Annotated in this window: 11 protein-coding genes; 8 read left to right on the forward strand and 3 right to left on the reverse strand. The window is 70.5% G+C overall.

Annotated elements, in window-relative coordinates:
• Positions 1-48: 48 nt before the first annotated feature.
• From ABZU43_RS23315 to ABZU43_RS23325, 3 genes are all read left to right on the forward strand, one after another.
• Positions 49-726, forward strand: coding sequence for a hypothetical protein (locus ABZU43_RS23315; protein ID WP_355008590.1), 678 nt, complete (start codon positions 49-51; stop codon positions 724-726).
• A 123-nt stretch (positions 727-849) separates the two neighbouring features.
• The gene (locus tag ABZU43_RS23320; protein WP_355008591.1) at positions 850-1,743 is read left to right on the forward strand and encodes an SGNH/GDSL hydrolase family protein; all 894 of its coding nucleotides are present in this window, start codon (positions 850-852) and stop codon (positions 1,741-1,743) included.
• Between the two features lie 120 nt (positions 1,744-1,863).
• Complete coding sequence (locus tag ABZU43_RS23325) at positions 1,864-3,276, forward strand: serine/threonine-protein kinase (protein WP_355008592.1); 1,413 nt, start codon at positions 1,864-1,866, stop codon at positions 3,274-3,276.
• A gap of 65 nt (positions 3,277-3,341) precedes the next feature.
• Here ABZU43_RS23325 and ABZU43_RS23330 read toward each other — a convergent pair whose 3' ends face one another.
• The 3 genes from ABZU43_RS23330 to ABZU43_RS23340 form a co-directional block, all read right to left on the reverse strand.
• Positions 3,342-4,364, reverse strand: coding sequence for a glycoside hydrolase family 11 protein (locus tag ABZU43_RS23330; RefSeq protein WP_355008593.1), 1,023 nt, complete (start codon positions 4,362-4,364; stop codon positions 3,342-3,344).
• 430 nt (positions 4,365-4,794) lie between these two features.
• A complete protein-coding gene (locus tag ABZU43_RS23335) occupies positions 4,795-5,940 on the reverse strand; it encodes a DUF6596 domain-containing protein (protein WP_355008641.1) in 1,146 nt (381 codons plus the stop codon).
• An 8-nt stretch (positions 5,941-5,948) separates the two neighbouring features.
• Positions 5,949-6,356 (reverse strand): YciI family protein, encoded by a 408-nt coding sequence (locus ABZU43_RS23340; protein WP_355008594.1) that lies wholly within the window; start codon positions 6,354-6,356, stop codon positions 5,949-5,951.
• 197 nt (positions 6,357-6,553) lie between these two features.
• Between ABZU43_RS23340 and ABZU43_RS23345 the strand changes: the two genes are divergently transcribed.
• The 5 genes from ABZU43_RS23345 to ABZU43_RS23365 all read left to right on the forward strand — a co-directional run bounded on the left by ABZU43_RS23345 (position 6,554) and on the right by ABZU43_RS23365 (position 13,497).
• Positions 6,554-7,009 carry a Fur family transcriptional regulator gene (locus ABZU43_RS23345; protein WP_354969622.1) on the forward strand — a complete coding sequence of 152 codons (456 nt, stop codon included), beginning with the start codon at positions 6,554-6,556 and terminating at the stop codon, positions 7,007-7,009.
• On the forward strand, positions 7,006-9,282 hold the full coding sequence (katG, locus tag ABZU43_RS23350) for a catalase/peroxidase HPI (RefSeq protein WP_355008595.1): 2,277 nt from the start codon (positions 7,006-7,008) through the stop codon (positions 9,280-9,282). Before ABZU43_RS23345 ends, katG begins: the two co-directional genes overlap by 4 nt.
• 165 nt (positions 9,283-9,447) lie before the next feature.
• Positions 9,448-10,821: a glycosyltransferase family 4 protein gene (locus ABZU43_RS23355; protein WP_355008596.1), complete on the forward strand. Its 1,374-nt coding sequence runs from the start codon at positions 9,448-9,450 to the stop codon at positions 10,819-10,821.
• A 180-nt stretch (positions 10,822-11,001) separates the two neighbouring features.
• Entirely contained in the window at positions 11,002-12,459 is a 1,458-nt protein-coding gene (locus ABZU43_RS23360; RefSeq protein WP_355008597.1) for an O-antigen ligase family protein, read from the forward strand.
• Positions 12,460-12,483: 24 nt separating this feature from the next.
• Positions 12,484-13,497, forward strand: coding sequence for a Wzz/FepE/Etk N-terminal domain-containing protein (locus ABZU43_RS23365; RefSeq protein WP_355008598.1), 1,014 nt, complete (start codon positions 12,484-12,486; stop codon positions 13,495-13,497).
• Positions 13,498-13,508 lie beyond the last annotated feature (11 nt).

A 13,508-nucleotide genomic window follows, 5' to 3' on the forward strand; every position in this document is an offset into this window, starting at 1 on the left:
GGCCGTTCTCCGACCGGGGCCGTCACAGGCCCATGTGAAGATCTCGGCGTGACTCAGTGGACGTACAACGATCGCCCTGCCGGCGCCAGGTTCCTCAGCGATCGGATCCCCGAGCCGGGCCGCACCGCCATCGAGGACGAGCTGTGGGCCTGGGTGGTGCGTGGTGAGAGCGACGCGGACGAGTTCGTCGATTTCTTCGACGACGACGACGACGAGCGCTGCGGCGCGACTGACGATGAGCTCAGGGCGGCACACGAGACGGCGTTGGGGGTTCGGCGGGAGCAGCAGCGCGAGTGGGGTGAGGTGCGCGGCAACCTCACCCGTGCCTTCGTCGAGCTCAACGCGCTGGGGGTGTTGGCCCGGGAGAACTTCAGCTGTTGTGGCACCTGCGCGAGCGCCGAGATCGACGACGAGCGGGACGACTCACGGCACTGGCGCGGGTTTCTCTGGTACCACCAGCAGGACACCGAGTCGCTGCTGGCGAGCGAGGACGGCGAGGTCTATCTCGGCTACGGCGTCTATCCGCCGGCCGACTTCGACGAGGCCTCCTACGCGGGCCTGTCGGAGGCCGAGCAGCAGGCCAGCTACCAGGCCGACCTGGAACGACTGCTGGACGAGGTCGCGTTCCCGGTGCTGCGCAAGCACGGCATGCAGGTGGAGTGGAACCGCAAGCAGTCCCGGCGGATCAAGGTCACCGGTGCCCAGTGGTATGCGCCATTGAATTGACCACCATCGTTCCATCCCACACTTCGGGCAGATGTTTAATGAGGTTCATCGATATTGACGCGCGGCCTCGGCGGCGACAGGATCTCGGGCACCACCACCCCTGATTCCCTCCTGGGAGGCGCCATGACCCGTCCCCGCCTGCCCCTCCTGCGGGCAGCCACCCGGTTGGCCGCACTCGCCCTCGCCACCACCGGCGTGCTGCTCACCGTCGCCACCCCCGCCAGCGCCGCCGTGCCCACCGGCCGCTACGTAGCGCTGGGCGACTCGTACACCGCAGGCCCGCTGATCCCCACCCAGGTCGACCTCAACTGCCTACGGTCCAACCGCAACTACCCGTCGCTGGTGGCGGCGTCCGCCGGTTCGTCGTCGTTCGCCGACGTGAGCTGCTCCGGCGCCACCACTGACGACATCCTCTACGGCGGTAGCGGCCAACTGGGCATCACGACGCCACCGCAGCTCAACGCGGTCACCTCGAACACCTCGCTGGTGACGGTGCAGATCGGCGGCAACGACATCGGTTTCGCCGGCATCATTGGCGACTGCGCGGAGGCGAGTGTCAGCAGCCCGCTCGGATCTCCGTGCAAGAACCGGTACACCGCCGGAGGCGTCGACCAGTTGCAGGCGAGGATCGTCGCCGCCACCCCGAAGATCACCGCCGTGCTCCGGGCGGTCCGGCAGGCCGCACCGGGCGCGCGGGTCGTGGTGCTGGGCTATCCGGCGATCCTGCCGGACAGCGGTTACGGCTGCTGGCCGGTTGTTCCGATCGCCTACCAGGACGTGCCGTACCTGCGTGGCGTGGAGAAGTCGCTCAACGCGATGCTGGCCAGCGTCGCGAGCGCCAACGGCGCCACCTACGCCGACGTCTACACCCCGTCGATCGGCCGTGACGCGTGCAAGAGCAGCGGCACCCGGTGGGTCGAGGGTCTGGTGCCGCAGAACTCGGCCGCGCCGTTCCACCCCAACGCCCGAGGTGAGCAGGGCATGGCCACCGCCCTGATCGCCCGGCTGAACAGCTGATCAGGCTCCCGAACGGTCGAAGCGGCCCCGTCGGAAGCGGCGGGGCCTCTTCACGGGGACACCGGGCTCGGCGGACGTCGCGGTGCTTGGGATTTGGCAGTCCGGGGTACCGACGATGTCATGCCGATTGTGGGGGAAGTCGTCGGGGACCGTTACCGCCTGCTCGAGAGCATCGCCAGCGGTGGAATGGGCGACGTCTGGCGGGCGGTCGACGAAACCCTGGACCGCCGCGTCGCGATCAAGATGCTGCGACCTCGGCTGGTCACCGATCCCGGCTTCGGCGAACGGTTTCGTCGCGAGGCCCGGGCGATGGCGGCCCTGCGTCACCCGGGTGTCGCGCAGGTCTACGACTACGGTGAGGTGTCCCAGCCCGACGCGCCGGTGCTCGCGTACATCGTCATGGAGTACGTGCAGGGGCAGCCCCTGTCGGAGCGGATCGCCGAGATGGGCCGGCTGGGTGTGGCCGAGACGATGTCGGTCGCCGCGCAGACCGCCCGCGCGCTCCAGGCCGCCCACGACGCCGGCGTCGTGCACCGGGATGTCAAGCCCAGCAACTTGATCATCGAGCCGGACGGGCACGTCGTACTCGTCGACTTCGGCGTCGCGGTGACCCAGGAGGCGGCGAGCCTCACCGCGACGAACCAGGTCGTCGGCACCGCCCTCTACATGGCACCCGAGCAGGTCACCAGGAGCGAGACGACGTCGGCGATCGACATCTACGCGCTGGGGGCGGTCGTCTACCACTGTCTTGCCGGCAGGCCCCCGCACGAGGGCGAGAACGCGATAGCGGTGGTGTTGCGCCATCTCGAAGAGGAGCCGTCGCCACTGCCCGAGGACGTTCCGGAGGCGGTTCAGCGGTTGGTCGCCACCGCGATGGCCAAGGACCCCAGCCGTCGCTTCCCGACGGCGGCGACAATGGCCGCGGCGGCCCAGATGCTCGCGGATCCGTCCGATCAGCTGCGGACGGCTGTCGGAGCGCCGGTCGAACGCACCGAGATTCAGCGGTCGGTCGTCGGCGGTGCGGCGAAGCGGTCGGGCGGCAGTGGGCCCAAGGTGCTCGCTGTGGTTCTCGGATCGATGGCCGCCGCAGCCGCCGTCCTGGTGTTCGCCGATCCCATCGGGATGATGACGGGCCCGACCGACGGGCCGTCGACGCCGCCAGCGGTGTCGCCGACGGGCCCTTCGCAGCGCGAGCCCGACCTGGGCGTGGGTGGCGGGGAGCCGGCTACCCGCGGTTCCGGGGGCCTGCCGGTCCGCGCGCCGGGCTCCCCGACCCCGACGGCAGGCGTTTCGGCGGGTGCCGGGCCGGTCGGCCAGCCAACGCCCTCCGGCGAGAGCACCGGGGGCGCGCCCGAGCCCACCTCGTCCGAGAACCCACCAGCGGAGCCGACGGCAGCCCCGACGGGTGGAACGACGGCGGCGCCGACCGCGACAGCGTCCGAGGAGAGCGAGGAGGAGCCGGCCACAGAGCCGACGAAGAAGCCGTCCCCGGGGGCGCCGGCAGCGGACGAGAACGCGGCGCCGGAGGTCTAGTGACACAGTGCTGGCGTGACGGCCGAGGCCGCCACGCCAGCACTGTGGGTCAGGAGTCGATCGGCTCAGCCGGTGCTGCAGGTGATCGTCGGCCAGTTCCAGTTGCCGTTGGCCATGACCGTGATGCCGAAGTTGTTGCCGTTGCCGTTCGGCCTCGCGGTGACGGTGCCGCTGCTGCCGCTGACGGAGGCGTTCCAACTGTTCTGGATGCTCTGGCCGCCACCGAGGCCGAGGCTGACCACCCAGTTGTTGGTGCCGCTGACGGCGACATTGAGGTTGAACCGGTCACCCCACTGCTGGCCGGCGGAGATCGTCGCGTTGCAGTTGCCGGTCCCCGGGTTGCCGGTGGTGGGCGGAGTGGTCGGGTTGCCGCCGCTGCCCTCCCGCACGGTGATGTCGGAGCTTCCCTGGCTCTGGTAGCCCTCGGTGGCCATGACCTGGTAGCTGTGGTTGGTGCCGAGGTTCAGGCCGGCCCGGGCCCAGGCGTCGAAGTGGTTGGCGGTGGTGATGGTGCCACTCGAGCGCTTCTGCTGGCGGACGCTCCAGAACTGGTAGAACGTCTGGTTGCCGTCGATCGACGGGGCGTTGACCCGCTGGCTGCGGAGGATGTCGTAGGTGCCGCCGTCAGTGGTGACAGTACCCATCCGCTGTGCGCCGCTGCTCGGGTTGTAGCTGCCGAAGTTCTCCACCACGTAGTACTCGATCAGCGGGTTGCGCGTCCATCCGTACAGGGCGAGGTAGGTGTTGTTGTTGCCCGGGTTGTAGCTGCCCGAGTAGGTGACCGTCCGCCGGCTGCCGGTGGCCCAACCCTTGCCGCCGACCCAGTTGTTGGTGCTCCTGTCCCAACTGCTGGTGTATCGGCCATCGGCGCGCAGCGTCATGCTGGCGTTGCCGCTGTCCTTCCAGAACGAGAAGTAGTACCCGTTGTGCGTGCCGGTGAGGTTCGACGTGAGGGTCCGGTCGGCCTCGGCGTACGCGTTGGTGGCCGTCATCGTGCCGGCGACGGCCACGACGGCGGCGCACGCGGCGCCCAGGAGCAGCCGCATACGGGCGCGGCCTCTCGGTTTGGTGTGGCTGGTGTCGGTCATGGAACTGTTGCCTCCTCTGACGGCTGGCGGGGGCCAGCGGCGCGGTACGCCTCGGCAGGCTGCCGGTGGCCGGGTGACGGCCACGGCGTCGTACCGCTCGGTGGTGGTGGGGCCGGTCGTCCTGCACGACGATCGGAGAAGTGGGGCGTGGTGGCTGGTGCTGACGACAATCGAACGCCGTCGATGGCGACCGTATTAACCCGGCCGTCGACTTGTCAACAACTTCCGGAAACAGAGCAGCAACACCGCCGCCAGCACCGGAGCAGCATCCATCCAGGTCAGTAGTGGATCAGAGGTCAGGGCGGTCGTCGCGGCGTCCCAACAGCCGAACATCGGCCGGGATGGGGCCGCCGAAAGTTCCGGAGACTTTCCGGACCAGGGCCCCGGCCTTGGCCAACGACACGGGCGGACGCTCCCGTTGCCCGAGGGGTCAGCGACGCCGTAGGTCGTTGAGCCGGGCGGCCTGGCGGGTCAGATGGTCGCGTTCGGCGAGGTTGGGGGCCTGCTGGGCAGCCTCGGCGTACAGCCGCGCCGCCGTTGCCAGGTCGCCGTCACGCTCGTTCAGGTACGCCGCCACCGCCGTGTACCGGGGCAGCGCGTCGTCCACCGCCGCGAGCGCCGCCAGGCCGGCCCTGGGACCGTCGGCCTCACCGACCGCCACCGCGCGGTTGAGTCTGACGACCGGGTTCCCGGTCAGGCGCACCAGTTCGTCGTACCACTGCACGATCTGCACCCAGTCGGTCTCCGCGGCGGTGCGCGCGTCCGCGTGCAGCGCCGCGACGGCGGCCTGGGCCTGGAACTCACCCAGGTGGTCGCGAGCCAGGGCCGCCTGGAGAATCGCGACGCCCTCGGCGATCGACCGGGTGTCCCAACGGCTGCGGTCCTGCTCGGCGAGCGGCACCAGGCTGCCGTCGGGGGCGGTCCGGGCGGCGCGCCGGGCGTGGTGCAACAGCATGAGGGCGAGCAGCCCCGCCACCTCGGGGTGGTCGATCGCGGTCGCGAGCTGCCGGGTGAGCCGGATGGCCTCGGCGGCGAGGTCCACGTCACCGGAGTAGCCCTCGTTGAAGACCAGGTAGAGGACGCGCAGGACGGTGGCGACGTCACCGGGGCGGTCGAACCGCAGCCCGGAGACGGTGCGCTTGGCCCTGCTGATGCGTTGCGCCATGGTCGCCTCGGGCACCAGGTAGGCGTGGGCGATCTGCCGGGTGGTCAGCCCGCCGACAGCGCGCAGCGTGAGCGCGACAGCGGACGACGGCGTCAGCGACGGATGGGCGCACAGGAAGTAGAGCTGGAGCGTGTCGTCCGCGGTGGGGGTGGGCCCCGGCGCCGGCTCCTCCTCGACGAGATCCTCGCGTCGACGGCGAGCGGTGTCGGCTCGGGCCGCGTCGAGGAACCGTCGCCACGCCACGGTGGTCAGCCAGCCCAACGGGTCACGCGGCGGGTCGACCGGCCAGACCCGGACCGCTTCGACCAGGGCGTCCTGCACGGCGTCCTCGGCCGCCGCGAAGTCGATTCCGCGGCGGACGAGGATCCCGAGGACGCTCGGCGTGAGGTTGCGCAGCAGCGTCTCGTCCATCGGAGTCGTCACTCCGTGATGGTGGGCGGCTCGCTCAGGAACGGGCGCAGCTCCAGCCACTCGTGGATCGGCTTTCCGCCCGCCCCGGGCGCGGCCGACAACTCCCCGGCCAGCTCGACAGCCCGGTCGTAGCTGTCGACGTCGATCACCATCCAGCCGGCGATGAGATCCTTGGTCTCGGCGAACGGGCCGTCGGTGACCGGCGGGCGGCCCTCGCCGTCGTACCGGACCCACGCTCCCTCCGGCGCGAGTGCCTGACCGTCGACGAACTCGCCGGTTCCCTCGAGTCGGGCCGCGAAGTCGCGCATGTACTGCATGTGGGCCGAGATCTCCGCCGGGGTCCACTGGTCCATGGGCACGTCGTTCACCCCGGCCGGGCCGCCCCGGTAGTGCTTGAGCAGCAGGTACTTGGCCATCGTGGTGCTCCTTGGTGTTGGCTGCGACCCGTAGTGGTCACTTCACTCCGGGGACGGAGCCGCTCGGCACTTCTCGACATGGCTGTCCGAATTTCTTCCTCCCGCAGGTTAACCTCGGGTGAATCGTCCGCCCTTGAGGCACCTCGGGCAGTGCAAAACTTGATTCGTTCCAAAAAAGTGAGCTAGTGTTCGTACCCGTGATGTCCGACTTCGAGGCGCAGCTACGGGCTGTCTCGTTGCGCGTGACCCGGCCCCGGTTGGCGGTGCTCGCGGCGCTGCGTGACCACCCACACGTCGGCACCGACGCGGTGATCGCGCTGGTCCGCGCGGACCACCCCACGGTCTCCCACCAGGCGGTGTACGACGTGCTGCGGGTGCTCACCGACGCCGGGTTGGTGCGGCGCATCCAGCCGGCCGGGGCGACCGCCCGATACGAGTCCCGGATCTCGGACAATCACCACCATGTCGTGTGCCGCTCCTGCGGCGCCATCGCCGACGTCGACTGTGCCGTCGGCCACGCTCCCTGTCTCACCGCCTCAGGGGACCACGGTTTCGTGGTCGACGAGGCGGAGGTCGTCTACTGGGGCACCTGTCCCGACTGCGCGACCGAACGCACGCCCCAGAGATCCGCAAGCTCGGAAGGAAGTACATGAGCGACACCCAGGACAACGGCCCCACCAGTGCGCAGGGCGTGGACCAGAAGGCAGCGGCCGGCTGCCCGGTCGCGCACGACTCGGTGACCGCGCACGGCAGCGAGAGTGAGAACCCGGCGATCGACTCGCCGACCCCGAAGACCGGTGGTCGTCCGCGCACCAACCGGGACTGGTGGCCCAACCAGCTCGACCTCTCGGTGCTGCACGCCCACTCGAACAAGGGCAACCCGCTGGGCGAGAACTTCAGCTACGCCAGGGAGTTCGCCAAGCTCGACGTCGAGGCCCTCAAGCGCGACATCGTCGAGGTGCTCACCACCTCGCAGGACTGGTGGCCGGCCGACTTCGGCCACTACGGCGGCCTGATGATCCGGATGAGCTGGCACTCCGCCGGCACGTACCGCATCGAGGACGGTCGCGGTGGCGCCGGCGATGGTGGTCAGCGTTTCGCTCCGCTCAACAGCTGGCCGGACAACGCCAACCTGGACAAGGCCCGCCGGCTGCTCTGGCCGGTCAAGCAGAAGTACGGCCAGAAGATCTCCTGGGCCGACCTGATCGTGCTCGCCGGCAATGTCGCCCTGGAGTCGATGGGCTTCAAGACCTTCGGCTTCGGTTTCGGTCGCGAGGACGTCTGGGAGCCCGAGGAGATCTTCTGGGGCCCCGAGGACACCTGGCTGGGAGACGAGCGCTACGCCTCCGAGAAGGAGATGGCGGCTGGCGTCGGCTCGACCGAGATGGGTCTCATCTACGTCAACCCGGAGGGCCCCCGCGGCAACGCGGACCCGCTTGCGGCGGCGCACTTCATCCGCGAGACCTTCGGCCGGATGGCGATGAACGACGAGGAGACCGTCGCCCTCATCGCCGGTGGTCACACCTTCGGTAAGACCCACGGTGCCGGCGTCGCCGACAACCACGTGGGTCCGGAGCCCGAGGGCGCGCCGCTGGAGGCGCAGGGCCTGGGTTGGCTGAGCACCCACGGCAGCGGCAAGGGCGCGGACACGATCACCAGTGGTCTCGAGGTGACGTGGACCGACGTGCCGACGCAGTGGAGCAACCGCTTCTTCGAGATCCTCTTCGGCTACGAGTGGGAGCTCACCACCAGCCCTGGCGGTGCGAAGCAGTGGGTCGCCAAGGACGCCGAGGCGATCATTCCGGACCCCTTCGACCCGGCGAAGAAGCACCGGCCGACGATGCTCACGACCGACCTGTCGCTGCGCGTCGACCCGGCGTACGAGAAGATCTCCCGGCGCTTCCTGGAGAACCCCGACCAGTTCGCGCTGGCCTTCGCCAAGGCGTGGTACAAGCTGCTGCACCGCGACATGGGCCCGATCGAGCGCTTCCTCGGGCCGTGGGTGGCCGAGCCGCAGCTCTGGCAGGACCCGGTGCCGGCCGTCGACCACGAGCTGGTGGGGGACGCCGACATCGCCGCACTCAAGGCGAAGGTCCTGGAGTCCGGTCTCACGATCGACCAGCTGGTCTCCACCGCCTGGGCGTCCGCCGCGAGCTTCCGGCACACCGACAAGCGCGGTGGCGCCAACGGCGCGCGGATCCGTCTCGAGCCGCAGCGCAACTGGGAGGTCAACCAGCCGGAGCAGCTCGCGACCGTCCTGACCACCCTCGAGGGCATCCAGCGGGAGTTCAACGAGGCCGGCGGCGCGAAGATCTCCATCGCCGACCTGATCGTGCTGGCCGGTTCGGCAGCCGTCGAGAAGGCTGCGCGGGACGCCGGCGTCGAGGTGACCGTTCCGTTCCGGGCGGGCCGCACCGACGCGACCCAGGAGCAGACCGACACTGAGTCGTTCCGGGTCATGGAGCCGCGCGCCGACGGGTTCCGCAACTACCTGCGTCCCGGCGAGAAGACCCAGCCGGAGGTGCTGCTCATCGACCGGGCCTACATGCTCAACCTGACCGCGCCCGAGATGACCGTCCTCGTCGGCGGTCTGCGCTCCCTCGGCGCCAACGTCGGCGGCAGCCAGCACGGTGTGCTCACCGACCGGCCGGGCGTGCTCACCAACGACTTCTTCGCCAACCTGCTCTCCCCGGGCACCCGGTGGAGCGCGTCGAAGTCCGACGAGCACGTGTACGAGATCCGCGACCTGGCCACCGATGAGGTGAAGTGGACCGCCAGCGCGGTCGACCTCATCTTCGGGTCCAACTCGCAGCTGCGCGCCCTGGCCGAGGTCTACGCCAGCCAGGACGCCCGCGACAAGTTCGTCGCCGACTTCGTGGCCGCCTGGACCAAGGTCATGGAGCTCGACCGGTTCGATCTCGCCTGACAGGTACCACCGACGAGCCCCGGCCGATCGCACGTGATCGACCGGGGCTCGTCGCCGTTCGCGTGCCGTTCGACGCGGCACCAGCGCCGGTCACCTCGATGTCATCCCCGATGCCATTCCCTTTGCGGCGAATCCCATGGATGATTTTCCTGTCTCATTGATCAGGTGGCGGACGGGCCCATCCATGGCAAGGTGTTGACCCTGCCCCGGGCGGCGGGCGCGGACCTAGTCACGCAGGGAGTCAACGTGGCCCATCCCGACCTGCAGGCCGAGGACGTGGACCAGCACGCCGGAAGCCCTGCGATACCCCGGCAACGGATGGTCTCCGCCGGGCGGTCCCGAGCGGGCGTCGCCGACACAGCAGTCGCCTGGCGTCCGCTGCGGATCGCGATGATCGGTCAGAAGGGGATACCGGCGACCTACGGCGGGATCGAACGGCACGTGGAGGAGATGGCCAGCCGGATCGCCAGCTACGGCCACGAGGTCACCGTCTACTGCCGCCGGAGCTACGGCGAGACGCCCGCCGACGGCTACCGGGGCGTACGGCTGCGCCAGACCCACACGATCGCGAGCAAGCACCTCGACGCCATCGTGCACGCGGCGACCTCGACCATGGCGGCGATGGCCGCGCGGCCCGACATCGTGCACTACCACGGGCTCGGGCCGGCCCTGGTCGCCCCACTTCCGCGTGCCCTGTCCCGGGCGCGCGTGGTGTTGACGGTGCACGGGCTGGACAACCAGCGGGGCAAGTGGGGGCTCGCCGCGCGGGCCGTGCTGGGCAGCGCCCACTGGTTCAGCGGGTACGTCCCGCACCAGCGGGTAGCGGTCTCCCAGGGGCTCGCCGCCCACTACGGCACCCGGTTCGGCCGCCCGACGACCTACATCCCGAACGGCGTGAACCCGGCCCGACCGGCGCGTACCCGTCAGATCCAGAACCGGTTCGGGCTGACCCCCGGCGGCTACCTGCTGCTGGTCGGCCGGCTGGTGCCGGAGAAGGCGGCCGACCTGCTGATCCGGGCCTTCCGCCGGACCGAGACCCCGATGCGCCTGGCGATCGTCGGCGGGTCGTCGTTCACCGACGACTTCGTGGACCGGCTGCGCCGGGAAGCCGGGGCGGACGACCGGATCGTCTTCACCGGGTTCGCCTACGACGACCTGCTCGCCGAGCTGTACGCCGGAGCCGCCGGCTTCGTTCAACCCTCCCGGTTGGAGGGACTGCCGTTGACGTTGCTGGAGGCGGCCGCGTATGGGCTGCCAGTGGTCGCCAGCGACATCGCGCCGCACGTCGAGGTGCTCCAGGCCGACACCGCCGGCGGGCGGTTGTTCCGCGACGGCGACGAGGACGACCTGGTCCGGGTGTTGACGTCGCTGCTCGCCAACCTGCCGGCTGAACGGGCCGGCGCGGTGGCGCTGGGCGAGCAGATCACCAGCAGGTACAGCTGGGACACCGCCGCCCGCGAGTTGGAGCAGCTCTATCTCCGGCTGGCCCCGGAGCCGGGCCGCCGGGCCAGGGCACGACAGGCGGCGACCGTCGACTGACCGGACGGTGTCAGCCGGGGCAGTGTCGGATCAGCCCCCCGGGGGACGGGGCAGTCGGTGCAATGGCCCCTTCTGCCGTCGAGGTGACAGGACTAGATTGAACCGATCTTGTGCCGGGAGGACATCGGTTGGCCGCGCCCGGCAGCGGCCCAGCAGCGTCGATTCAGTTCAGTGGGATCAGTGGAACAACACACTCAGCAGGTCACTCCGCTCATGACCAGGCGGCTCGACCCGACCCGCCTGCTCACCGGCGCGGCGGCGCTGGCCGCCGCGGTCGTGGCGGTGGTCGCGGGTGTCTCCATGGCGGCCGGTGACCGCAGGGGGATGGTGCTGCCGCTCGCGGCGGTCGTGGGGATCGCGCTGGCAGTCCTCGCGCTGACCCGGTTCGCCGGGTACGTGCTGCTGATGCTCGCGGTGCGCTCCTGCGTCGACCTGTTCAAGCTGACCGGCCCGAGCGCCGGCCAGGCCGAATCCGGCGGAACGGCCCGGGCGGTGGACCCCTCCACCCTGCTCGCCGTGCTGTTCCTCCTCGCCGCCGGGCTCTGGCTGGCCGCGCAGCTCAGCCGGCACGGGCGGCTACGCGGCTCCCCGCTCAGCTGGGCCATGCTGCTCGTCGGTGCCAGCAGCCTGGTCAGCGCCCTCGGTGCCAGCCAGCCGGCGAACAGCCTGCTGGAGGCGCTGCGGATCCTCACCGTGGTGGTGATGTTCGTGGTGCTGGAACAGCTCATGCCGGACACCGCGGCGATCCGTCGGGTCCTACTCGCCTGCTACGCCTCGCTGGTGCTGGCGCTGGGCTACACAGTCGTGCTGTCGCTGCTCGGCAACCCGCCGGCCGAGGTGAAGGGCGACTTCACCCGCATCAGCGGCACGTTCAGCCAGTCGACCACGTTCGGCCGCTACCTGATGTTCATGGTGATCTTCGGGTTCGCGGTGTACCGCTTCCTCGATCGTCGCCTGCGGGCGTCCCTCGGGGTGCTGCTCGCGCTCTCGCTGCTGTTCCTGCTGCTCACCAACACCCGCAGCGCCCTGCTCGGTGCGGCGATCGGCCTGGTGGTGGTCGCCGCGCTGCATCGCAGCAAGCGGATGCTGGTCACCCTCTGCGTGGTGGCGGTCGCCGGGGTGGCACTGGTGCCCGCCGTCGGCGAACGCTTCGCCCAACTCGGCACGTCCCGGGCCGTCGGCGGAGACCCGACCGGAAACACCCTGGCCTGGCGGATCGGCTACTGGACCGAGATCGTCACACTCGCCGACCGGAACCCGGTGACCGGCATCGGGCCGAACATGACCCAGCGGGAGACCGACGAGGCGAAGAAGCCGCACAACGACTTCCTGCGGGCGTACGTGGAGACCGGGCTGCTCGGTCTCGGGGCGTACCTGCTGATGCTGTTCGCCCTTGTGCGCACCGCCCGGACCGCGCTGCGGCGCGCGCCTCCGGGCAGCTTCGAGCGCGGCGTCGCGGTCGGGTTCACCGGCTGCGCCGCCGCGTTCGTGGCGGTCAGCGCCGCTTCCAACGTCATTTCCAACGTGGTCACCCTCTGGTACTTCGTCGCGTTCGCCGCGGCGGCCAGCGTGATCGCCCGCCAGCCGGCTCCGAACCTGACCGGCGAGCAGCCACGAGGCACGTCCGTCCCGGTTTGACTGAACGACAGCATTGGGGAAAAAGTGGAGATCGTCGACTACCTGCGGGTCGCCCGGCGGCGCCTCTGGGTACTCGTGGGGGTGCCGGTGCTCGCCACCGGCGCCGCGGCCGCCATCGTCCTGTCAGCGCCACAGCAGTTCAGCGGGACCGCGTACGTGGCGGCGCCGGCCCTGGTGGGCGGCGTGGCCGGGACGCAGTACACCGGTACGCAGGCGGCGAACCAGTTCGTCGCGGCGTTCGGCGCGGCGGTCACCTCGCCCCGCGTCCTCGCCGACGTGGCCGCCGACACCGGGGTGCCGCCGGAGCGGTTGCGCGACGGGCTCGCCATCACCCAGGTCGGCGCGAGCAGCCAGTTGGAGGTGACCTACACCGCCGGCGACCGGGCGACTGTCGCGCCGGTGCTGACCGCGACCACCACCCGGGCGCTGGCCTTCCTCTTCTCCTCCCAGGTCGGCATCGCCACCGGTGAGGTCGAGGCGGCCAACGCCGACGTCACCGCGGCGACCAAGGCGATCGGTGAGTGGGAGAAGACGAACAAGGTCTCCCAGCCGGACCGGATCTACCAGGCCACGTTGGGCGAGCTGACCAGCCTGCGCCAGCAGCAGCTCTCCATGCAGGCGGTCGGCAACGGTCGAGGTGTCGACGCGGCGACCGCCGCGATCACCGCCGCCCAGAAGAAGCTCGACGAGCTGGGGCCGAAGCTCCCCGACTACCAGGCCCTGATCGCCCAGCGGGACGCGGCGACCAACGCCCTGTCCCAGGCGCGGGAGGGGTTGCAGGCGGCGCGGGCGCAGGCCCAGGCCGCCGATCCCAAGCAGGTGACCAGCATCGGCGAGGCGCACGAGGTGAGCCGGATGACCGAGCTGGTGCGCACCGCCCTGCCGGTGGGCGGAGCGGGTCTGCTGCTCGGGGTGCTGCTGGTAGGCGTACTCGAACTGCTCTCCCGGGGTCGCGCCGCCGCCCGGCCGGTGGCCCCGGCGGCGACCACAGCGGCCCCCTCGGCGCCGGCGGAGACCGTGAGCGCGGCACGGCCGTGACCGCCGGAGAA

Origin of the sequence: Micromonospora sp. NPDC005205, from assembly GCF_040608275.1 — a bacterium.
In the GTDB taxonomy this organism is placed as follows: Bacteria; Actinomycetota; Actinomycetes; order Mycobacteriales; family Micromonosporaceae; genus Micromonospora.

Bases quoted from the DNA above. Each gene is read 5' to 3' on its own strand.
- ABZU43_RS23320 (WP_355008591.1), top strand. From the start codon at position 850: ATGACCCGTCCCCGCCTGCCCCTCCTGCGGGCAGCCACCCGGTTGGCC.
- ABZU43_RS23330 (WP_355008593.1), bottom strand. From the start codon at position 4,364: ATGACCGACACCAGCCACACCAAACCGAGAGGCCGCGCCCGTATGCGG.
- ABZU43_RS23340 (WP_355008594.1), bottom strand. From the start codon at position 6,356: ATGGCCAAGTACCTGCTGCTCAAGCACTACCGGGGCGGCCCGGCCGGG.
- ABZU43_RS23335 (WP_355008641.1), bottom strand. From the start codon at position 5,940: ATGGACGAGACGCTGCTGCGCAACCTCACGCCGAGCGTCCTCGGGATC.
- ABZU43_RS23325 (WP_355008592.1), top strand. From the start codon at position 1,864: ATGCCGATTGTGGGGGAAGTCGTCGGGGACCGTTACCGCCTGCTCGAG.
- katG (WP_355008595.1), top strand. From the start codon at position 7,006: ATGAGCGACACCCAGGACAACGGCCCCACCAGTGCGCAGGGCGTGGAC.